Genomic DNA, 19,777 nt, shown 5'->3' on the forward strand with positions numbered 1-19,777 from the left:
CGTCCCAGGTTCGGGATGGAAATGCAGAAATCTGACGGCCGGGTCAGAAACGGTCCCCTTCGCGCAGTTCCGCGACGACTTCGCGCACGCGTTGTGCCTCGGATTTCGGGACGACCAACACGCGGTCGTCGTAGGCGGCGACCACGAGGTCCTCGACACCGACGAGACTCACGTGTTTGTCTCCCGCCACGATGTTTCCAGTGGCGTCGATGGTCAGCGCGTCACTGAGGAGGACGTTCTCGCCGGAATCGAAGCGCTCGAACGCGTCCCACGAACCGAGGTCGTCCCAGTTGAATTCGGCGGGAACGACGAAGACGTCGTCGGCGCGTTCCATGACGGCGTAATCGACGCTCGCCGGGGATACCGCGTCGAAGCCCCCGTTCGGGTCGCCGCCTTCGAGTGCGGTGACGAGCGGTTCGAGCGGGGAATCACGCGCGGCCTGAAGAAAGGCGTCCGGCGTCCACGCGAACAACCCGGCGTTCCAGTAGAAGCCGTCTTCGACGAACCGAGTCGCGGTCGATTTGTCAGGTTTTTCCCTGAACTGCGAGACGCTGAAGTAGCCGCCGAGGTCCTCGTCTGGTTCGATGTAGCCGTATTCTGTCGCTGAACGGTCGGGTTCGATACCGACCGTGGCGACCCCCTCCGTTTCGACTGCAACAGACGCGGCGCGGCGCGCAGTCGTCTCGAAATCGCCCGCGATGTGGTGGTCGCTCGGCAGACAGAGGAGTACGCAGTCGCCGACCTGCTCGCGGATTCGATGGGTGGCGTACACTAACGCCGGTCCGGTGTCCTTCGATTCCGGTTCGACGAGGATACCCGCCTCGGGTGCGTGTTCACGGACGAGGTCAGCGTGTTCCTCGGAGGTACAGACGAAGCGTTCGTCGGCGAAGCCAGCACGACTCACGGTTTGGGAGAGCAACGAGTCGTCCCCGAGAAGCGGAAGGAACTGCTTCGGTCGGTCGCTTCGACTCGCGGGGTAGAGCCGAGTTCCGGTGCCACCGGCCATAATCAGTGCGACGAGCGGGCGGTCCATATCCCTCCCACAACCCTGTGTCGTTTAAATTCGTCTCATTAAAATTCGAATCCGTCGGCTCCGATTCGTGTCTCCATCCGTGCCGAAAAAAGTGTGTTTACGCCGCACCGCGCGGTTCCGATTCCGGGGTCGCGTCCTCACGGCTCTCGTGCCGGGTTCCCTGCGCCATGAACATCATCGACAGTCCGCTGATGAGGAGGTTCACGCCGAAGAGGAGGCCAAGCGCCCACGCCGCGGTTGCCGGCCATCCGACCCAGACGATTGCAGCAATCACGAGCGCGCAGACGCCGCTCACGATGAGTGCGCCCCAGCCGCGACTACCGCGAGCCTGGAATCCCATGACGATTTCGAGGACCCCATCGACGACGAGGAACGCCGCCAGCAGGATGGTCAGCGTCGTGAGTCCGATGACCGGGTTCGCCAGAAGCGAAATCCCGGCCACGGCGTAGATGAGCGCGAGTATCCCCTGAACGAAGAACCGCTTCCATCCTCCCGAGAAGGAGTGAGCGACGTGGACGAGCGCTCCAACGACCAGCAGTGCTCCGAGCAGAATCGAGAGCGAAACGCCAGCCGCAAACGGTGCTAGGATGGCTAAAACGCCGATTATGGCGATAATTACCCCAGCCCCCATCGAAGTACGCCACGACCTCTCAGTAGTTTCGGATACGACATCCGCACCGCTTTGTACATTAGTGCTCATTTGAATTTCACCGATATACCTATTGGATTGCCAAGGTAATAAGTTGTGTTGATTATTTGAAAGAAATACCAACCATCAGACCTATTTATTGAGATTGAAAGGGGAAAGGCGTTCTAAGCGGAGAATGTGAATTTCCCAAACGTAGCATTTATCGCAACTATCTACTCGAGGACCGATTGAAACGAACCCCGGATTGGAGGTTTCGGGAGGAGCAAATCAGATTGTCAACATAGATCGTGTTCGTTTCAGGTCCGACCGTCACCACGTTTCGATGGTTCCCTCGCGGATGTCCTCGACGCATCCTTCACACGCGGGGTGGTCCGCATCGAAGCATTTCGGGCGACCTTCCTTGTCTATCGGCGCCGCTCTCCGGTCGACGTATCGACGGCAGACTATCTTCGCCCGGCCGTGCTCGTCACGCGGCAAATCGGCGAGAACCGTGTCCTGTGCGTTTCGATACGCCTCCCTCGCCTCCTCCATCTGGCGGGTCGCCGAGTCGCGGGTTTCGGCGTACTTCTTTCCCACCGTCCGGAGTTTGACGCGGAGGAAACGGTCGAGGCGGTCGTCCATATCTCCCTTTGGTGGTGAGGGAATGAAAGGTTAACCCGATTCGACCGAACGAAGCGGACGACGAGGGGAGGGCGGTACGCTCGTGGACGACGTATCCCGGCAATAGCAAGCACATGAGCCCGAATACTCCACTTTCACTTTCGCTCTGCCCACGTAACCTTTTATACCATCGCGAACCAACCACGGCATGTCTCCCATAGAAAACGAAGTGGAGACGGAACAACCATGACCGATGTGCGACAGCATGCGGAAGAAATACACGAACAGTTCTCCGACCATCTCGACGTGACCGTAGACGACGTAGCGTCGCGTCTCGACAGCCTCGTCAATGACTACAAAGTGCCGATGGAAGAGGCACGTCGAAGCGTCACCAGCCATTATCTGGACGAGGCCGGACTCGAACGCGACGAGATTCGAACCGGCGGAACCAGCGACGTGAACGTCGAAGATATCGAAACCGACGAGGAGTGGGTCAACCTCACCGCGAAGGTCGTCGACCTTTGGGAACCCCGGAGCGACTCCGTGGGACAAGTCGGCCTCCTCGGCGACGAGACGGGTACCATCAAGTTCACGAAGTGGGCCAAATCCGACCTGCCCGAGTTGGAGGAAGGGAAGGTCTACACGCTCGGCAACGTCGTCACGGACGAGTATCAGGGCCGCTACTCGGTGAAACTCAACCGCACGACCACCGTCGAGGAACTCGACGCCGACATCGAAGTCGGCGATAACAGCAGCGAGATGGAGGGCGCACTGGTGGACATCCAGTCCGGCAGCGGCCTCATCAAGCGCTGCCCGAAAGAAGACTGCACGCGTGTCCTGCAGAACGGCCGTTGTTCGGAACACGGCGAGCAGGAGGGCGAATTCGACCTTCGAATCAAGGGCGTCTTGGACGACGGCCTCGACGTTCACGAGGTCATCTTCAATCAGGAATCGACCGAGAACCTGACCGGCATCGAATTAGAGGAGGCAAAGCAGATGGCGATGGACGCGCTCGACACGACCGTCGTGGCCGACGAAATGCGCGAGAAGACGCTCGGCCACTACTACCGCGTGACGGGACCGACGATGGGTCGGTACCTGCTCGCGAACGACGTCGAACTGCTCTCCGGGCCGGTCGATGCCGAAGCGGCGCTTATCAAAGCGAGGTCGATGTAACATGAGTAACGCACCAACACGAGAGGTCGCACGCCGCACCTTCGCGGCGGAGTTCAACGACGCGAGTTACACGTTCAAGGAGTCGGACGACGAGCGCGCACCGGTCTACTTGCTCCTCCCCACGGGCGAGCGAGCGAACCGAGTCTTCGTTGTCGGGACGCTGACCGAGAAGGAAGACGTCGGTGAGGACAGCGAGTACTGGCGCGGACGGGTCGTGGACCCGAACGGGGACACGTTCTTCGTCTACGCCGGGCAGTACCAGCCGGACGCCGCGGCCATGCTTCGGGAACTCGAAGCACCGGCCTACGTCGCCATCGCCGGGAAACCCCGGACGTTCGAGATGGACGACGGAACGGTGAACGTCTCCCTGCGTCCCGAATCCATCACCGTGGTGGACGAATCGACGCGGGACCGCTGGGTGGTCGAAACCGCCGAGCGAACCCTCGAACGCATCGAGGCGTTCGACGACGAGACCAATCGCTATGCCGTAATGGCGAAAGAGGAGTACGAGCACCCCATCGACACCTACCGCGACAACGCGATTCGGGCGCTCGAAAGTCTCGACACCGGCGACGGAGCGGGTGACGACGGCGGCGACGAAGCTGCCGGCGGAGCGGATGCCGAGGGCGAAACCACGGCCCAATAGCGTACTCCGCGAACTCCACATCCCGAATTTCATTTCAGGAGCGGTCGTTTGTGCGACGAGCTGAGTACCGTCTATCGACCGACCAGCGAAGCGAACATCGAACGCAAAACGAGAACCAGACATGCCCGACGAACGAACATCACCGAGCGGCGATTGGCGGGACGTGTACGCCGAGATGGGTGCGGACACGTCCGCCGAGGGGCCGAGCCGTCCGTGTCCGAAGTGCAGTGCAGAATCGGAGCGCGTCTTTAGCCGTGTGTTCGAATGCGAGGAACACGGCGTGTGGGCGCTCGATAGGGCGGGAAAACCGCGCATCGGGACGTCGACGGATTCGACCCGAACGATGGCGGATTAGTCGAGAGGGTCGGGGAGCGCACGTTCCACGCGTTCTTCGAGCAGGCCGGACCAGACCAAGGTCTCGGCGGCGGAGATGTCCTCGTGGATAGGTCGGTCCTCAACGAGCGGCGGGACGACTTCGCGGACGGCCTCGTAAGCCGCGTCGGTGCCCACGCCGTGTGCGAGGTCATCGGAGACGAACTCCGCGGCCTGTGCGCCACAGACGAGTTCGACGCCGACGATGGAAATCGCGTTCGCCACGGCACGGCGAGCGTTGTACGCGCTCTGTGCGCTCATACTCACGTGGTCCTCCTGATTGCCGCTGACCGGCGTGTTGTCCATCGAGGCGCGGCCGATAGAGCGGTTTTCGTTCAACAGCGCCGCGGCGGTGTACTGGGCTATCATGTAGCCCGAGCGCAACCCGCTGTGTTCGGTGAGGAACGGCGGCAGGTGTGATTCTTGGATGTTCGGATTGAGCATGCGGTCCACCCGACGCTCCGAGATTGCCGCGAGTTCGGTGACGGCGTTCGTCAGATAGTCGAGCGGGAGCGCGAGCGGGTCCCCGTGGAAGTTCCCGCCGGAGAGGACGGCGGCGTCACCCGCGCCGCTCGCGCGACTGTGAACGTCGTCGGCCGGGAAGATGAGCGGGTTGTCCGTCGCGCTGTTGAGTTCGATTTCGACGGCGTTCCGAAGGTGGGCGACGGCGTCCCGAACCGCGCCGTGGACCTGCGGCATACATCGAATCGAGTAGGCGTCCTGCACCCGGTCACAGTTGCGGTGAGACTCGACGATTTCGGAGTTGGCAGTGAGGCGCTTGATGTTTCGCGCGCTCTTCGCGTGACCGTCGTGGGGGCGGACGTCGGCGATGACGGAGTCCGCGGAGGCCGTCGTTCCCATCGTCACTTCGGTCGTGAGCGCACCGGCGACGTCCGCGGCCCGAATCGCTCGTTCGGCGTCGCGGACGACGAGCGCGGCGAGACCGACCGAAAGCTGTGTGCCGTTGATGAGCGCCAGCCCCTCCTTGGCCGCGAGCGTTACCGGTTCGGTTCCGGCGGTTTCGAGCGCTTCGGAGCCGTCGAGTCGTTCGCCGTCCACGGTGGCGATTCCCTCGCCCATGATGACAAGCGCGAGGTGTGCGAGGGGCGCGAGGTCGCCGCTCGCGCCGAGGCTTCCGCGGGATTTGACGACCGGGTGGACGCCCTCGTTCAGCATCGTGACCAGTTGGTCCACGACAACTTCGCGGATGCCGGAGTAACCCTTGACGAGCGCGTTGACTCGCCCGAGCATCATGGCACGGACTTCCTCGCGGCGCAGTTCCCTACCTGCACCCGCGGCGTGACTCCGAACGAGGTTGGTCTGGAGCGTCTCGATGTCCTCGCGCGGAATCCGCTGGTCCACGAGTTCGCCGAATCCGGTGTTGACGCCATAGACGGCTTCGCCGCTTTCGACCACCTGTTCGACGCGTTTTCGTGCGGTTCTGACCCGTTCGCGGGCGTCGTCGGAGACGAAGACGGTCGCGTCGTCGCGCGCGACTCGTTCCACGTCTTCCGGCGTCAGCGATTCGCCGTCGATTTCGATTTCACTCATGATGAACCACCTCGCCTTCTTTCAGCACCGTCTCGACCGTGTTCACGCCGAAGGTGTAGGGGACGTGGACGTAATTCGGCGCGTCGATGACCGCGATGTCGGCCGAGGAACCCGGTTGAAGCGTTCCGGTTCCGTCATCGATATCGAGCGCCATCGCGGCGTGTTTCGTCCCGGCGACCAGCGCCTCGGCGGGCGTCATACCCATTTCGACGCAGGCGAGCGACGAGGCGAAGCCCATGCTCTGAGAGTGGCAGTTCGGGTTGAAATCCGTGGCGATGGCCACGGGCGCGCCAGCGTCGAGGAACGCACGAGCGTCGGCGAACTCCGCGCCGAGGCCGAAGGCGGTTCCCGGCAATAGGACGGGGACGACACCCGCATCGGTCAGGGCGGCGATGTCTTCCGCTGTCGCGTAGAGGAGATGGTCTGCGCTCGTCGCGCCGAGGTCGGCGGCGAGTTGCGACCCGCCGATATGGGCTAATTCCTCGGCGTGAACCTTCGGGGTCAGCCCGTATTCCTCGCCGGTTTTCAGGACGCGACGCGATTGTGGAACGGTGAAGACGCCCTCCTCGCAGAACACGTCACAGAACTCGGCGATTCCCTGTTCCGCGACGGCGGGAATCTGTTCCTCGACGACTTCGTCCACGTACTCGTCCGGGTTCCGACCTTCCGGAATCGCGTGGGCGCCCATGAACGTCGGCACGACGTCGACGGCGTGGCGGTCGTCGGCCCGCGAAATCGCGTCGAGCATTCGAAGTTCGGTTGTCGTATCCAACCCGTAGCCGGATTTGACCTCGACCGTGGTCGTCCCGTGGGCGAGCATCGTATCGAGGTCCGAAAGCAGGTTTGCGAGCAACTCCTCGTCGCTGGCGTCCCGTACCGCCTGCACGGTTCGGAGGATACCGCCGCCGTCGGCGAGGATTTCCCCATACGCCTTGCCCTGTAGCTTCGCCTCGAACTCGTCCGAACGGTCTCCGGCGAACAGCGCGTGGGTGTGCGGGTCGACGAAACCGGGAATCACCGCTTTACCGCTCGCATCGACAGCGTGCGTCGCGTTCTCCGGCGGAAACTCCCGAGTGACGGGACCCGTCGCGCCGATTCGTGCGACTTCTCCGTCGACCACCGCGATTGCGGCGTCCTCGTAGATGCCGAGGGAGCCGTCCTCCTCGACGGTGACGACCTGTGCCGCGTCGTGAACGACGGCGGTGAGGTCGTCGTTTTCGTCCGATTCCGAACCGTTCATCGGCCACCTCCAGCGGCGGAGAGGAAGTGTGCGATTGCCCGTGCACCCGCCGTTACCGTCAGGCCGTCCCGGTCGAGCGACGGGGCACATTCCACGACTTCGAAGCCAGCGACCCGGTCGTCGCTGGCGGCGAGCCGGAGCATCCGGAACAGTTCGCGCGAGGAGATACCGCCGGGCGTCGGTGCGCTGACGCCGGGAGCGAACGCGGCGTCGAGGACGTCCACATCGACGCTCACGAACACGGCGTCCACGTCGCCGAGCGAATCGAGCGCGGTGTCGATGGCGGAGACGGAATCCTCGCCGACCTCCTCCGCGGTGACGATTTCACCGTCCGATTCGCGGACGAACTCGGCGTACGGCGAACTCGTCTCGAAGTGACGCGCACCGACGCAGGCGTAAGCGTCGAGGCCAGCATCGAACAACTGTCGGTAGGGAGTACCGCTGGTCGGGTCGTCGCGCACTTCGCGCACGTCGAGGTGTGCGTCGAAGTTGACGACGCCGAGCGACCCGTCTTCGAGGAGCGGCGCGGCGTTCGGATAGGTGAAGGAGTTGTCGCCGCCGAGGAAGACGGGAAGCGTGTCGGCGGCGTGGAGGCGGGTCGTGAGGACACGTGCCTTCTCCTGAAGCAACTCAGTGGTCACGTCGTTCGGTTCGTCCGAATCGAGCACGAGCATCACGTCGCCGACGTCCCCGATACGGCCGACCGGACCGGCGTCGAAGTGGTGCGTTTTCACTCCAGCGAGACTCTCGCGGAGTGCCGCCGGGCCGTCTGCGGCCCCTTTCCGACCGATAACGGCGTGGTCGAACGGTTCGCCGAGTAGAACCGCGTCGAACTCGGAGAGATGAGCGTCGTCCAATTCCGGGACGGTTTCGACGATGTCGCCGAACTGTTCGTCGTTCGGGTCGTCGGACGTGCCGCGCCATTCCGACGGTGGGTTCAGTCCGGTCATCGTCGGTCACGCATCGGAACCGCGACGTTCGATTTCTCGGCCTGTTCTATCGCCTCATCGTAGCCCGCGTCGGCGTGACGAATCACGCCCATACCGGGGTCGGTGGTGAAGACGCGACGGGCCTTCTCGGCGGCCAACTCGGACCCGTCGAGGACGACGTGGTTGTTGGTGTGAAGCGCGTTGCCGATGCCGACGCCACCGCCGTCGTGGACGGACACGATATCCGCACCCGCCGCGCAGTTGAGCAGGGCGTTCAGAATCGGCCAGTCGGCGATGGCGTCCGAGTCGTCGCGCATGGCTTCCGTTTCGCGGTTTGGGCTGGCGACGGACCCAGCGTCGAGGTGGTCGCGCGTGACGACGATTGGGGCCTCGATTTCACCGTCCGCGACGAGTTCGTTGATTCGGAGGGCGAAGCGGGCACGTTCCGTGAGGCCGTCTTCGTCATCTTCGGCGGCAGGGCCGCCTTCGTTTCGATGCTCCGACAGAGCATCGCCCGTCTCATAGCCAAGCCAACACACACGCGAGGGGAGCCCTTGAAATTCGACCTGTTCCTGTGCGAGGTCTATCCAGCGGTGAAGTTGCTCCTTTTCGGGGAACAGTTCCACGACGGCCTCGTCGGTGCGGTGGATGTCCTCGGGATTGCCGGACAGTGCGGCCCAGCGGAAGGGACCCTTGCCTTGACAGAACAGCGGGCGAACGTACGCCGGAACGAATCCGGGGAAGTCGAACGCGTGTCGCATGTCGCGGTGTTCTTTCACTTGTCCGCGGATGTTGTTGCCGTATTCGAAGGCGACAGCGCCCGCGTCCTGAATGTCGAGAATGGCCTGCACGTGGCGGACCATCGTGTCCAAGCTCTCCGTAACGTACTGTTCTGGGTCTTCCTCGCGGAGTCCGTCGGCTTCCTCGACGGTATACCCGGACGGGTAGTAGCCTTCCAATTCGTCGTGGGCGCTCGTCTGGTCGGTGATGATATCCGGGATGAACCCCCCGTCGAGCATCCCTTCGAGCATGTCGGCGGCGTTGATGTGGACGCCGATGGAGTACGCTTCGCCGTTCTCGGCGGCTTCCTCCGCCTTCTCGATGGCGTCGTCCAAATCGTCCGTTTTCTCCATGCAGTAGCCGGTTTCGATGCGGCGGTCGATTCGGTCCTCGTCCACCTCTGCTGCGATACAGACGCCGTGATTCATCGTGACGGCGAGGGGTTGAGCACCGCCCATGCCGCCGAGGCCGCCCGTCACGACGATCTTTCCCGTGAGGTCGCCGTCGTAATGTTCGTCGGCGAGGGCGGCGAGCGTCTCGTAGGTGCCCTGAATGATTCCCTGCGTTCCGATGTAGGCCCACGACCCGGCGGTCATCTGGCCGTACATGATGAGCCCCTTCGCTTCGAGTTCGTGGAAGTGTTCCCAGTCGTCCCACTTGCCGACGAGGTTGGAGTTCGCGATGAGAACGCGGGGAGCGCGTTCGTGCGTCGTGAACCGCCCCACGGGTTTGCCGGACTGGACGAGGAGCGTCTCGTCGTCGTCCAGTTCCCGCAGTTCGGCCATGATGGCGTCGTAGGCGTCCCACGAGCGGGCCGCTCGCCCCGTCCCACCGTAGACGACGAGTTCTTCGGGTTTCTCGCCGACGTCCGGGTCGAGGTTGTTGTTCAGCATGCGGAGGGCCGCTTCCTGTCGCCAGCCGTTACATTCGATGTCCGTTCCGGTGGGCGCACCCTGATAGTCGCGCCACTGGGCGCTCGGGTCGCCGATGTCGTGGTCGGGTTCCGGTCGGTCGTTCATTCGGTTTCTAGGTCGTAGTATGTACGCGGAGAGCAAAGACCCACGGCCCTGCATTTGGAGGGTTCTTTAAATAGTTTCGGCGAAAATCCCCGATTATGCACGAGGTGGTGCTGCGAATCGAACAACCGAGCGTTCCCGCGGAAGCGACGGCCGGAAGCGGGGCGACCGTCGAGTTGTGGTGTAACGACCACTGCGACCTGCTGCACGTCAGCGGTCCGAACGGGGAAGACGTCCTCCGGCGCATCGAGCGACTCGTCGGCGTGCAAGAACTGCTGGTCGAGGGTGACGAACGGGTGGCGATGACAGAAACGTGTCTGAAAGAGCGCGAAACGGACACCGTCGAGTCGTTTCTCGCCCGCCACAACTGTCTGCTCGTCCCGCCGTTGCGCTACGTCGACGGTGAAAAGTGGTGTCGGATACTGTCGCTCGATTCGTCGAACCTGACCGCGCTGTATCGTGACCTCGTGACGGCGTTTCCAGTGACGGTCGAATCGAAGCGGGAGATCAGGGCGGTATCGGGAGACAGACCGCTCCTCACACCCGAAACCGCGTTGCCCGACCTCTCACCCCGTCAACAGGAGGCGTTGGTGTTGGCGGTCGATATGGGATACTATCGGATTCCGCGCGAAACGACGACGACGGAAATCGCGGCGGAGATGGATATCGAGCGCCGGACGTTGGAGGAACACCTGCGGCGAGCGGAGAACAAGATCGTCGGCGGAATGGCGTCGTTTTACTAAATCGTCAGCCTGCCGGCGTGATTTCCACCTCGTCGAACCGTCGATTCACTCGGTGGAAAAACTCCGAGCGGGCCGCCACGAACTCGGAGCGTGTCGGGTCGTCTATCCAGAACGAGATTTCGACCGTGAGACGTGAGTCGTCCATGTCCGTGATGTGAACGGACGGTTCCGGTTCGTTCAGGATATCGTCGTGGCGCTTCGCTTCTCCCACGAGAACGGCCTCTACTGCATCGACGTCAACGTCGTACGCGAGGGGAAACTCGTGGCGAACGCAAAGCATGTCGCCCGCGACGGGATTTTTCACGGCATTGGTCGTGAGTACGGAGTTCGGCACCGTGATGAGTTCGTTATCGAAGGTCCGGACGCGAGTCACCCGGAACGTGATGTCCTCGATAACGCCCTCGTTTTCGGACCACGTTATCCAGTCGCCGATGTTGAACCGTGGGTCAGTGACGATGAAGACGCCACCGACGAAGTTCGCAGCGATATCGCGGGTCGCGAACCCGACCGCGATGGTCAATGCGGCCGCGAGCGTCGCGGACGCGCCGAAAACATCGACACCGGCGAGGTCGAGTGCAATGAGTACTCCGGCGAACCAAATCGCCGCACGAACGACGCGTAGTATCGCACCCCGGACGGTGCGATTGACACTTCGAATCCGAAGTGCTCGTTCGACGAACGGTTCCAACACGAAACGGCCGACGACGTAGAAGGCGGCGAGCGAAATCGAGAAAATCACCGCGCCCCAGAAATATTGCGGGAGTTTGTCCAGCAAGGTCGCGTTTTCGAGGGCGTTCCCTACTGGCTCATCGAGTTGACCGACGTGACGTACCGGCATGTCGAGTCATGAGGGACGATGCCCATCTCATCGTTGTGGCCGTGCGGACGTCTGACAAAAGGTTAAATATCGGCACGACGCTAATCTACATCGAGATGGGCAACAAAAACAAGACGATTTCCTTCCGGGTGAACGAAGACGCGTTCGAAACCCTGCGGGAAATCGCCGAAAAGCGCGACATCTCGCTGTCGGCTGTGTTCCGCGACTACGTGGACCTGCTGGTCGCCCATGACGGAAAGGTCAAAGTCGTCCCCGAAAATCAGATCGGGGAGGAGACCAACGAGGAGTCGTTCCCGCCGAAAATCGAGGTCCCCAAGAGCTTCGTTCGGGAACACGAGCGCCTCGAACTGGAAGCGGAACACCTCCGCGAACAGTTACAGGAACACAAGGAGTACGTCCGACACCTTCAGACGATGGTGGACGACGGCGAAGAGGAGGTCATCCAGTTGGAGGAGTTGGACGACGAGATGGAGAACGACGAACCGTTCCGGTTGGGATAGCCGGAGTTAGCCCGACAGCGAGTGTTTCTTCTGGCGCGAGCGCGACTCCATCGAGTCGTCGCCCTCCACGGCGGCGAGTTCCTCGACGGCTTCGAGCGTTCGAACCGAGTCGTCCAAGAAAGAGAGGACGTCGCCCGGATAAGCGTACACCAGATAGTCGTCGGTCATCACGTCCACGATTGCATCGGGGCCGAGGCCGCCTTCGCGGAGTTCGAGGAGATACTGCATGAACTTCCGTTCCGGACAGCCACAGTAGGGGTTGCTCTGGCAGTCACAGTCAAGAAAGTCCTCGGCGAAGTCGAGGACGCGGTCACGCGTCGCCTCGTCGAGTTTCTGGAGGCCGTCGCCCTGAAACAGGATGTCGAGGGTCGCGCCCTTGAACGCCCCCTTCGGGATGTTCGTCTCCAACTGCGAGGAGATTTGCCGATGGTTTTTGACGTAGATTTTGTCCGTGATAGCCACGCTTGTTCGATTTCTATTCGGTGGATTCGGATAAGGGTGTCGTCAACGAAGGGGAACATCGTGAGTACCATGTTGGGGTAACAGTGGTAACGGTGAAAGTGACGACAGTAGCGACGAGTGCTAGGGAGACAGTTGCTAGGGAACACGACCGCACCGCATGCGGGCGGTCGGCCGGAACCGCACGGCCGACCGCCCTCGGCGACCCCATTCCTCCCCGGGCATTCAGGCAGTTCGCGTCGTTCGAGCGAACTGCCTGAATCGCGCGTCCTGAAATCGGATACGAAAATGCGCGAGAAAAACGGATGAGAGTCTCAGTGTTCGCGCGTGACGACGAACTCCGCGAAGTCGCGCAGATAGTCCAACGCGGCCGAGTCCGAGGCGTCCACCCTGTCGAGGGCGGCTAACGCCGCGTCCGACTGTTCGTGGGCGAGTTCGTTCGCCTCGTCCGCGCTGAGGTCGGTCACTTGGACGATGGAGGGACGACCGATTTCCTCGTCCTGTCCCGTCGGTTTCCCGAGTTCGTCGGGGTCCGCCGTGGCGTCGAGGACGTCGTCCCGAATCTGGAAGGCGATGCCGACGCGTTCGGCGTATTCGCCGAAGGCATCGACCGTCTCCGGGTCGGCGTCGGCCGCGATTGCTCCCAGTTCGGCGGCGGCGCGGAACAGCGCGCCGGTCTTCCGTCGGGCGAGTCCCATGTACTCGGACTGGTTCGACGGCATGGAAACGAGTTCCGACGCCTCGCCCATGCCGAGTTCTATCATCGACTCCGCGACGACTTCCATCGCGCGCGGGTCGGACGAGAACAGTTCGAAGGCCTCACCGAGCATCCCGTCGCTGGCGATGATGGCCGGACCGTAGCCGTACTCGGCCCACGCGCTCTCCGTCCCGCGCCGCACGTCCGACCGGTCGATGATGTCGTCGACGACGAGCGACGCGTCGTGGACGAGTTCGATACCGACGCCGAAATCGACGGCGTTCTCGGCGTCGCCGCCCGCGGCCTCACAGGCCAGCATGGCAACGGTGGGTCGAACCCGTTTGCCACCCGAGAGTGCCGTGTGGGCCAACTGCTCCGACAGTTCGCGTGGTTCGACCCGCCCAACAACCTCCTCCAACCGGTCCTCGACGAGCGTCCTGCGGGCCATCAGGTACTCCATTCGTCTGTGCTTCAGGACGGGGCACGCAAATACGTGACGGGTTCAGTCCGCTGTCATCACCGCCCGGAGCGACAGAAACGTAGGTTCGCGGGATACTCGCCCGAACGTTTCCGGTCTTTTTCCCAAAACACCTCGGTCGGTCGGGCTTCCTCGATACGGTCGAGTCGGAAAACGGCGTTCAGGAGGGGATTCAGAATCGCTGCAAGCGGTCGGCGGTACGTCGGCACCCATCGCCGGACTCGCATCGATGCCGGTCACCTCGGCATCCGCTTCCAGCAGATACGCCGTCGTGATGCCCGGTCCACAGCCAGCGTCCAATACGTCCATCCCCGAAACGTCCGGCAGCAATCCCTGCGTCGTCGGGCGTTCGAGGTCGGCGTTGAATGGCTTCGTCGGCGCTCGCTCGGAATAGTCGTCGGCCAACTTCTCGGAGGCGGAGAGTGCCAGCGGCGAGTCTCGCTCGTCGGTCATAATCTCCGCTCAGCGAGGGGCACGAAAAAGGTCGCTAGTCGAACCGCACTCGTCGTTCGAGCGAAAAGTTCGAATCGAACGGCTTTAGCTGAACTGCTCGATGAGTTCCGGCACCACGTCAAACAGGTCGCCGACGATACCGTAGTCGGCGATGTCGAAGATGGGCGCGTTCGGGTCGTTGTTGATGGCGATGATGGTGTCCGACCCCTTCATCCCGGCGACGTGCTGCACCGCGCCGGAGATACCGATGGCGAGGTACACCGTCGGCGTCACCTGCGAACCGGACTGGCCGACCTGCCGGTTCTTCGGCAACCAGCCGTTGTCCACGATGGGACGCGACGACGAAAGCGTCGCGCCGGTCGCTTCCACGAGGTCCTCGATGAGCGGGAGGTTGTCCTCCTCCTCGATACCGCGGCCGATACTGACGAGGAACTCGGCTTCGCTGATGTCCACGTCGCCGGCGCCGACTTCCTCGAAGCCGGTGACGGTCGAGCGAACGGCATCTTCGTCGGGTTCGAAGTCGAACGCGGACACGTCGGCCTCGCCGACGCCCTCCGCCGCGGGCCACTCCGCGCCGCGGGTCGTGAGCGCGAACTGGTCGCCGTCGACGTCCACCGTGGTCTCGACTTTCGACCCGTACATCTCGCGCGTCGCCGTGAGCGCGTCGCCGTACTCGAAGCCGACGACGTCAGTCACGATGGGGAGGTCGAGTCGGTTGGCGACCGCGGGCGCGTAGTCGAGTCCGTTCACGCTGTTCGGCATGAGGAGGAACGTCGGTTCGAGGTCGGCGAACAGCGCCTCGATGGCCTGCACGTACACGTCGTGATTGAACTCCTCGCCGTACTCGACGGTGTGAATCGCGTCCACGCCGTCGCGGTTCAGCGTGTCGGCGTAGGAATCGACGTCGCCGCTGATGACCGCGAGGTGCAGGTTGCCACCCGCGTCGTCGGCGAGTTCGCGTCCGGCGGAGATGACTTCGAAGCTCTCGTCGCGGAGTTCACCGCGGCGGTGTTCCGTGATGGCGAGAACGTCGCTCATTGGACGACCCCCTTCTCGCGAAGAACCTCGGCAAGTTTCCCGGCCGTCTCCCCGGCGTCACCTTCGAAAATCTCCGCGTCGCTCTCGCTCTCAGGTTCGTACATGTCAGCCAGCGTCAGGTCGCTCTCCACGGCGTCGGCGTCGAGTCCGAGGTCGTCGAGCGTTTTCGGTGCGATTTCCTTGGACTGTGCCTGCCGAATACCGCGTAGACTGGCGTACCGCGGTTCGTTGATACCCGTCTGGATGGTCAGGACGGCAGGAAGTTCGATGTCCGTAAGTTCCTCGACACCGCCTTCCAGTTCGCGGTGGACGTGTGCGACGCCTTCGTCGGCGTCCATGTCGAGCGCGTTGACGACCGCACCCCACTCGAAACCGATTTCGTCGGCGAGCGAGACGCCGGTCGCACCGAACGCGTCGTCACCGGCCTGCACGCCGGTCAACACGAGGTCGGGATCCTCCTCCGCGACGACGGCGGCGAGGATTTGCGTCTTCGCCTCCACGTCGAGCAGGTCGGGGGCTTCGAGCGCCTCGTCCCACACGCGGATGGAGCGGTCTGCACCCTTGGCGAGTGCCATCCGAATCGTCTCCTCGGCGCGTTCCGGGCCGATGGTGACGGTCACCACTTCGTCCGCGACACCCGCTTCGTTCAATTGGACGCCTTCTTCGACGGCGTAGTCGTCCCACTCATTCAGGTCATATTCGAGGTAGCGGTCGTCTACCTCGGTCCCGTCCACTTCGAAGTCGTCCGCAAGTTCGGCGACTTCTTTCACCGTTACAAGGACCTTCATAATCAATTCCTTTCCGGGTAGCGGGTAAACGTTTTCGAAACAGTCGACAATGCACGTGCCGTACTAATCGGATTTTTTACCGTTCGGGAACGGAGCGTGCTCACTCGTCGTCGAAGTCGGTCACGTCCTCGCCGGGAAGCGTGATGAGGTTCTCCCGCCCGATACGGAGCTTGTCGATTCGGTCGGAGTCGTTCATCGCCGAAAGAAGTTGGGACACCTTGGCGTTCGACCAGTTGGTCTCCTTGACGATGGTCGCCTGCTTCATCCGACCACCGTTCCGCTCGAGCAGATGTTCGACGCGCTCTTCATCCGAGAGGAGTTCGAGGTCCGGTTCGTCTTCCACCGATTCGGAGTCGGAGTCGAGGTCCGGCGACGGAACGGGTCGTGAGTCCGATGGTTCAGAATCGGAGGGTTCGTCTTCGTCCTCTTGAAGGAACGCGTAGATACCGACACCGAGGATACCCACGAGGACCAAGAGTCCGGCGAGGTACATCGTCCACGGGGTCGATTCGTCCACGGGCCCGGCATTTTTCTTGTTGTACGTGACACGAACGAAGTCCCTGCCGCCGGTCGGGGAACGAATCGTCATCGGACCGCGGAGGGATATCGTTCCGTTGGCGTGTCCGAAATTGGAGTTTTGAATCTGGTATCCGTCGGGCGTGTGAATGAAGAGGTTCTGGTTCGCGGACAGCGAGCGAAGCCACGTCGATTCTCCGCCGTCGAGCAGGAATGCGTCCCCGAGATAGATTTTGCCGTCGCTTACTCGGGTGAAGTTCGTCCAAACGAACGTGAGCGTCAATAGACCGGTTTCGTTGCCCACGGAATACTCACGATCGATATTTCGTATTTTCATCTCGCGACCGGTTTCCGCCTGTTCCGTGTTTGCGATTCGTTGGAACGTTTCGGCCGAAAAACCGAGGTCGTCGTTTCTGCCTTGCTCGAAATCACTTCCGAGGCGCTCGAACGCCTCAGTTTCGTTTTCGTCGGTGAGCGCGAACTCCATCGAGACGTTCCAGTGAGCGTCACCGTTAGGTCGTGGTGTGATTTGAATCGACGTCCCGTTCGTCGGCGTCTCGTCTGCTGCAGTACGGTCTCCCGCTACGGAATCGATATGGGCCGGATGAGTCTGCACATCACCTGCCACTACGGTGGTTCCCAAGACTAAAAGCGAAAGGAGGACCACGAGGAGGGCGAAATGTGACCGCATGTCCCACTGTGGTTAAGCAGACAAGAAAATACTTTCCATCCGTGCGATAAAACGTCAGGGACCGATTTAAAAGGTCTACTCCAATCTCTACCGGTTATCGAATCGCGTCGAATCCCGTATATATTTTAATGAGTAGTGACCTACTCACCGATATGAGCCGGGTGTCCCGTATCTTGCTAGCGGCCCTCCTCGTCCTCTGTTCACCGTCCGTCGCGTTCGGGGTCGGTGTGCCGGCATCTACAGCAAGCCCACCGTCGGCGAAAAACCCGGTCCAACCGCCCGGGTTCAACAACACCTCCTCTCATCTGACCCTCGGAACGCCCACTCGGAGTGATACGTATTCGCCGTCGATGAGTCTCGGTACCACGCTGGAGATGGACAGAAACGAACTGCTGGAGCAGAAGAAGCGGTACACGCTCGACGAGCAACTGTCGAAAGTAGACGATAGCAGCAAGAAAGAACAACTCCTCATCAAATTCCGCTCGAACATCGAAGTGCAGTTGTCCGAACTCAAGAGCGATGAGCGGTCCGCAAGCGAGCAGTTCACCAATCAGGAGATAGGGACCCGAACGTACGTACAACGGCTCGCACTGCTCGATTCGAAGGGAAAGGACGTGGAGCGTTCCATCGAGTACATGCTGTCGAAGAAAAAGGACGTAATTCAATTTCCCCCCGAAGAATGGAAGCTTCGGACGGATCTGATTCCGCTACAGAGTCGAGTCCGGGATTATGCGGCGAGGAGCTTTCGTGGCAACGGCGATTCGAGGTCACTCTACGTGGCGACGACGGAGGACGGCGTCGTTCTCTCCATGGTGCACGGAAACCAGTATATCAGGGAAGCGTACAGGCCCGATTACCGGAACGTCAGTAAGAGTAGTCAGCTATCCATCAGCGAAGTTTCCAACCTTACGGTCAACAGTTATCCATGGATAGTTAAGCGGTCCGAGTCCGGAACACCGCACTCGGACACGGACGTTCGATACAAGAAGGGGGCTTCGAGAACGCTAATCTATTACTCACAAGGTCTCACCGAGGCGTATCTCGATACGGGAACGGAGAAAATCTACCGTGAGATTCAGTATAAGCTGCTCACTGGGGACACCCACATCCCCTACGGGACGGCCATCCGAAACAACAGCACGAACCTCGAACTAACCGTCAATCGAACGTATCCCGGCGGTCCGCTTCGGGTGGAACTAACGGATTCAAGCGGCGAACCGGTTCAAGGGAAGGTAAGAATCGGGGAGACACCGGTCGGAAACACCGGTACGAGTGGGACGATGTGGACGGTGTCGCCGCGGGGGACATATACCGTTACAGCGACCCACAGTAGCGAAACCGTGAACGTAACGCTCAGCCCCTACGGAATCCCGAACACGAACTCGACGACCGGCACACCGGAAGATATCGTCGGAACGGGCCAAGTTTGAAATACGAACACCGTACCAGACCCAGGCGTGTCGAATCGCGCCCTCTCACCAGTCGTCGCAGTCGTCTTCCTTCTCGTCGTTACGCTCTTTTTGGCAGGAACTATCGGAGCGGTTTCGATACGCTCGGTGTCACTACACGAACCGAAGCAAGTCGCTATCGACCTCACGGCAGACGCGGCGACGAATCGGTTGACGTTCGCACATCGAGCGGGGGAGTCGCTCGACGTCGAGAGTATCGACCTCGAAATCAGGGTGAACGGGGAGCCATTAGCGTCGCAACCCCCGGTACCGTTCTTCTCGGCGGACGGGTTCCACGCCGGCCCGACGGGGCCGTTCAACAGCGCGTCGGATTCGACGTGGAGGAGCGGAGAAGTTGCAACGCTCGAACTAGCCGGGACGAACGCGCCGTTGCTCGAACCGGGAGATGAAGTCGTCGTTCGAATCGTGGAAAACGGGGCGTTAGTCGCTGAAATAGAAACGGCCGTACAGTGATTTCGACGAGGGGCCGCGTTTTACTGCCGTCGCGTTCATTTGTTATCGGGCACGCGTGCAATGGTCGTGATGGCGATATCCGGGTCGTACGTCGGTCCCATTTCACGGTGGCGAACGTCCTCGTAGCCCGCTTCCCGGAACATCCGGTCCGCCTCTTCTCGGTCGTAAAAGAGCATGATGGTGTCGGCGACTTTCTGCATGACGCTCGTTCCTGGGTAGTTGGGACCGACGACCAAGACTTCCCCGCCGGGTTTCGTGACGCGGCGGATGTCACGAAGGGTTTCGACCGGTTCGGGCCAATATTCGATGGACCCGGACGACCAGACGATGTCGAAGGAGTCGTCCTTGAACGGGAGCCGTTCCGCGTCACCGCGGTAGAAACTCACGGGGTCGTATTTTCCGATCTTCGCCCACGCCTTTCCGAGTTGGTGAACGCTCTGGTCGAGACCGTGAACGTTGTCCGTGTATTCGAGCAGACCTTCGGTCCCGAACCCGGTGCCACAACCGACGTCGAGCACCATATCATCCTCGTCGATATCGAGCATCGACAGGGCTTCCTCACGCATCTCCTCGTTCCAGATGAACGGGTTCACTTGGTCGTACACCTTCGAGAGGTACTTGTAGAAGATTCGTGCTCGGCGTTTGTCTTCGAGGATACCCAT

General features: G+C 61.6%; 22 protein-coding genes. 7 read left to right on the plus strand and 15 right to left on the minus strand.

The features are described 5' to 3' along the window. Positions 1–43: 43 nt before the first annotated feature. From AC1XDK_RS04975 to AC1XDK_RS04985, 3 genes are all read right to left on the minus strand, one after another. Positions 44–1,033, minus strand: a complete 990-nt coding sequence (locus tag AC1XDK_RS04975; protein WP_483348660.1) for a mannose-1-phosphate guanylyltransferase — start codon at positions 1,031–1,033, stop codon at positions 44–46. A 97-nt stretch (positions 1,034–1,130) separates the two neighbouring features. After that, positions 1,131–1,664 carry an HdeD family acid-resistance protein gene (locus tag AC1XDK_RS04980; RefSeq protein ID WP_483348661.1) on the minus strand — a complete coding sequence of 178 codons (534 nt, stop codon included), beginning with the start codon at positions 1,662–1,664 and terminating at the stop codon, positions 1,131–1,133. A gap of 327 nt (positions 1,665–1,991) precedes the next feature. Continuing rightward, positions 1,992–2,303: a DUF7091 family protein gene (locus tag AC1XDK_RS04985; protein WP_483348662.1), complete on the minus strand. Its 312-nt coding sequence runs from the start codon at positions 2,301–2,303 to the stop codon at positions 1,992–1,994. Positions 2,304–2,528: 225 nt separating this feature from the next. On the opposite strand from AC1XDK_RS04985, the gene AC1XDK_RS04990 reads away from it, so the two are divergent. From AC1XDK_RS04990 to AC1XDK_RS05000, 3 genes are all read left to right on the plus strand, one after another. Continuing rightward, a complete protein-coding gene (locus AC1XDK_RS04990) occupies positions 2,529–3,458 on the plus strand; it encodes a replication factor A (protein ID WP_483348664.1) in 930 nt (309 codons plus the stop codon). A gap of 1 nt (position 3,459) precedes the next feature. After that, positions 3,460–4,104, plus strand: coding sequence for an RPA family protein (locus AC1XDK_RS04995; RefSeq protein ID WP_483348665.1), 645 nt, complete (start codon positions 3,460–3,462; stop codon positions 4,102–4,104). Positions 4,105–4,225: 121 nt separating this feature from the next. Further along, positions 4,226–4,459: a hypothetical protein gene (locus tag AC1XDK_RS05000; protein ID WP_483348666.1), complete on the plus strand. Its 234-nt coding sequence runs from the start codon at positions 4,226–4,228 to the stop codon at positions 4,457–4,459. Here the strand turns inward: AC1XDK_RS05000 and hutH are convergent. From hutH to hutU, 4 genes are read right to left on the minus strand one after another with little or no spacing between them, the layout of a single operon-like run. Beyond that, positions 4,456–6,027 (minus strand): histidine ammonia-lyase, encoded by a 1,572-nt coding sequence (gene hutH / locus AC1XDK_RS05005; protein ID WP_483348667.1) that lies wholly within the window; start codon positions 6,025–6,027, stop codon positions 4,456–4,458. The two genes, AC1XDK_RS05000 and hutH, sit on opposite strands and share 4 nt — an antisense overlap. After that, positions 6,020–7,267, minus strand: coding sequence for an imidazolonepropionase (hutI, locus tag AC1XDK_RS05010; protein WP_483348668.1), 1,248 nt, complete (start codon positions 7,265–7,267; stop codon positions 6,020–6,022). Before hutI ends, hutH begins: the two co-directional genes overlap by 8 nt. Then, positions 7,264–8,217 carry a formimidoylglutamase gene (hutG, locus tag AC1XDK_RS05015; RefSeq protein WP_483348669.1) on the minus strand — a complete coding sequence of 318 codons (954 nt, stop codon included), beginning with the start codon at positions 8,215–8,217 and terminating at the stop codon, positions 7,264–7,266. Before hutG ends, hutI begins: the two co-directional genes overlap by 4 nt. Continuing rightward, positions 8,214–9,995: a urocanate hydratase gene (gene hutU / locus AC1XDK_RS05020; protein WP_483348670.1), complete on the minus strand. Its 1,782-nt coding sequence runs from the start codon at positions 9,993–9,995 to the stop codon at positions 8,214–8,216. Before hutU ends, hutG begins: the two co-directional genes overlap by 4 nt. 95 nt (positions 9,996–10,090) lie before the next feature. Here hutU and AC1XDK_RS05025 point away from each other — a divergent pair, with 95 nt between their 5' ends. Then, positions 10,091–10,735 carry a helix-turn-helix domain-containing protein gene (locus AC1XDK_RS05025; RefSeq protein WP_483348671.1) on the plus strand — a complete coding sequence of 215 codons (645 nt, stop codon included), beginning with the start codon at positions 10,091–10,093 and terminating at the stop codon, positions 10,733–10,735. A 4-nt stretch (positions 10,736–10,739) separates the two neighbouring features. On the opposite strand, the gene AC1XDK_RS05030 is transcribed toward AC1XDK_RS05025, so the two are convergent. After that, a complete protein-coding gene (locus AC1XDK_RS05030; protein ID WP_483348672.1) occupies positions 10,740–11,573 on the minus strand; it encodes a mechanosensitive ion channel family protein in 834 nt (277 codons plus the stop codon). A 95-nt stretch (positions 11,574–11,668) separates the two neighbouring features. Between AC1XDK_RS05030 and AC1XDK_RS05035 the strand changes: the two genes are divergently transcribed. Next, complete coding sequence (locus AC1XDK_RS05035; RefSeq protein WP_483348673.1) at positions 11,669–12,073, plus strand: DUF8146 domain-containing protein; 405 nt, start codon at positions 11,669–11,671, stop codon at positions 12,071–12,073. Positions 12,074–12,079: 6 nt separating this feature from the next. Here AC1XDK_RS05035 and AC1XDK_RS05040 read toward each other — a convergent pair whose 3' ends face one another. From AC1XDK_RS05040 to AC1XDK_RS05065, 6 genes are all read right to left on the minus strand, one after another. Then, positions 12,080–12,535, minus strand: coding sequence for a DUF5814 domain-containing protein (locus AC1XDK_RS05040; protein WP_483348674.1), 456 nt, complete (start codon positions 12,533–12,535; stop codon positions 12,080–12,082). A 311-nt stretch (positions 12,536–12,846) separates the two neighbouring features. After that, on the minus strand, positions 12,847–13,689 hold the full coding sequence (locus tag AC1XDK_RS05045; protein WP_483348675.1) for a polyprenyl synthetase family protein: 843 nt from the start codon (positions 13,687–13,689) through the stop codon (positions 12,847–12,849). Positions 13,690–13,731: 42 nt separating this feature from the next. Beyond that, on the minus strand, positions 13,732–14,160 hold the full coding sequence (locus AC1XDK_RS05050; protein ID WP_483348676.1) for a class I SAM-dependent methyltransferase: 429 nt from the start codon (positions 14,158–14,160) through the stop codon (positions 13,732–13,734). 84 nt (positions 14,161–14,244) lie between these two features. Further along, a complete protein-coding gene (locus AC1XDK_RS05055) occupies positions 14,245–15,198 on the minus strand; it encodes an electron transfer flavoprotein subunit alpha/FixB family protein (protein ID WP_483348677.1) in 954 nt (317 codons plus the stop codon). Next, positions 15,195–15,986 (minus strand): electron transfer flavoprotein subunit beta/FixA family protein, encoded by a 792-nt coding sequence (locus AC1XDK_RS05060; RefSeq protein ID WP_483348678.1) that lies wholly within the window; start codon positions 15,984–15,986, stop codon positions 15,195–15,197. The genes AC1XDK_RS05055 and AC1XDK_RS05060 overlap by 4 nt, the downstream gene beginning before the upstream one ends. A 100-nt stretch (positions 15,987–16,086) precedes the next feature. Beyond that, positions 16,087–17,193 (minus strand): helix-turn-helix transcriptional regulator, encoded by a 1,107-nt coding sequence (locus AC1XDK_RS05065; RefSeq protein WP_483348679.1) that lies wholly within the window; start codon positions 17,191–17,193, stop codon positions 16,087–16,089. 152 nt (positions 17,194–17,345) lie between these two features. Here AC1XDK_RS05065 and AC1XDK_RS05070 point away from each other — a divergent pair, with 152 nt between their 5' ends. Together AC1XDK_RS05070 and AC1XDK_RS05075 are read left to right on the plus strand one after the other, a co-directional pair. Then, positions 17,346–18,623, plus strand: coding sequence for a DUF7094 domain-containing protein (locus tag AC1XDK_RS05070; RefSeq protein ID WP_483348680.1), 1,278 nt, complete (start codon positions 17,346–17,348; stop codon positions 18,621–18,623). Positions 18,624–18,650: 27 nt separating this feature from the next. After that, the gene (locus AC1XDK_RS05075; RefSeq protein WP_483348681.1) at positions 18,651–19,115 is read left to right on the plus strand and encodes a type IV pilin domain-containing protein; all 465 of its coding nucleotides are present in this window, start codon (positions 18,651–18,653) and stop codon (positions 19,113–19,115) included. A 35-nt stretch (positions 19,116–19,150) separates the two neighbouring features. Here AC1XDK_RS05075 and AC1XDK_RS05080 read toward each other — a convergent pair whose 3' ends face one another. Further along, positions 19,151–19,777, minus strand: coding sequence for a methyltransferase domain-containing protein (locus tag AC1XDK_RS05080; protein ID WP_483348682.1), 627 nt, complete (start codon positions 19,775–19,777; stop codon positions 19,151–19,153).

Source organism: Haladaptatus sp. HS23 (assembly GCF_056892285.1).

What these genes read in the sequence shown, in the direction of transcription:
- AC1XDK_RS04975 (WP_483348660.1), bottom strand. Translation starts at nt 1,033, where the DNA reads ATGGACCGCCCGCTCGTCGCACTGATTATGGCCGGTGGCACCGGAACT.
- AC1XDK_RS04980 (WP_483348661.1), bottom strand. Translation starts at nt 1,664, where the DNA reads ATGGGGGCTGGGGTAATTATCGCCATAATCGGCGTTTTAGCCATCCTA.
- AC1XDK_RS04985 (WP_483348662.1), bottom strand. Translation starts at nt 2,303, where the DNA reads ATGGACGACCGCCTCGACCGTTTCCTCCGCGTCAAACTCCGGACGGTG.
- AC1XDK_RS04990 (WP_483348664.1), top strand. Translation starts at nt 2,529, where the DNA reads ATGACCGATGTGCGACAGCATGCGGAAGAAATACACGAACAGTTCTCC.
- AC1XDK_RS04995 (WP_483348665.1), top strand. Translation starts at nt 3,460, where the DNA reads ATGAGTAACGCACCAACACGAGAGGTCGCACGCCGCACCTTCGCGGCG.
- AC1XDK_RS05000 (WP_483348666.1), top strand. Translation starts at nt 4,226, where the DNA reads ATGCCCGACGAACGAACATCACCGAGCGGCGATTGGCGGGACGTGTAC.
- hutH (WP_483348667.1), bottom strand. Translation starts at nt 6,027, where the DNA reads ATGAGTGAAATCGAAATCGACGGCGAATCGCTGACGCCGGAAGACGTG.
- hutI (WP_483348668.1), bottom strand. Translation starts at nt 7,267, where the DNA reads ATGAACGGTTCGGAATCGGACGAAAACGACGACCTCACCGCCGTCGTT.
- hutG (WP_483348669.1), bottom strand. Translation starts at nt 8,217, where the DNA reads ATGACCGGACTGAACCCACCGTCGGAATGGCGCGGCACGTCCGACGAC.
- hutU (WP_483348670.1), bottom strand. Translation starts at nt 9,995, where the DNA reads ATGAACGACCGACCGGAACCCGACCACGACATCGGCGACCCGAGCGCC.
- AC1XDK_RS05025 (WP_483348671.1), top strand. Translation starts at nt 10,091, where the DNA reads ATGCACGAGGTGGTGCTGCGAATCGAACAACCGAGCGTTCCCGCGGAA.
- AC1XDK_RS05030 (WP_483348672.1), bottom strand. Translation starts at nt 11,573, where the DNA reads ATGCCGGTACGTCACGTCGGTCAACTCGATGAGCCAGTAGGGAACGCC.
- AC1XDK_RS05035 (WP_483348673.1), top strand. Translation starts at nt 11,669, where the DNA reads ATGGGCAACAAAAACAAGACGATTTCCTTCCGGGTGAACGAAGACGCG.
- AC1XDK_RS05045 (WP_483348675.1), bottom strand. Translation starts at nt 13,689, where the DNA reads ATGGAGTACCTGATGGCCCGCAGGACGCTCGTCGAGGACCGGTTGGAG.
- AC1XDK_RS05050 (WP_483348676.1), bottom strand. Translation starts at nt 14,160, where the DNA reads ATGACCGACGAGCGAGACTCGCCGCTGGCACTCTCCGCCTCCGAGAAG.
- AC1XDK_RS05055 (WP_483348677.1), bottom strand. Translation starts at nt 15,198, where the DNA reads ATGAGCGACGTTCTCGCCATCACGGAACACCGCCGCGGTGAACTCCGC.
- AC1XDK_RS05060 (WP_483348678.1), bottom strand. Translation starts at nt 15,986, where the DNA reads ATGAAGGTCCTTGTAACGGTGAAAGAAGTCGCCGAACTTGCGGACGAC.
- AC1XDK_RS05065 (WP_483348679.1), bottom strand. Translation starts at nt 17,193, where the DNA reads ATGCGGTCACATTTCGCCCTCCTCGTGGTCCTCCTTTCGCTTTTAGTC.
- AC1XDK_RS05070 (WP_483348680.1), top strand. Translation starts at nt 17,346, where the DNA reads ATGAGCCGGGTGTCCCGTATCTTGCTAGCGGCCCTCCTCGTCCTCTGT.
- AC1XDK_RS05080 (WP_483348682.1), bottom strand. Translation starts at nt 19,777, where the DNA reads ATGGGTATCCTCGAAGACAAACGCCGAGCACGAATCTTCTACAAGTAC.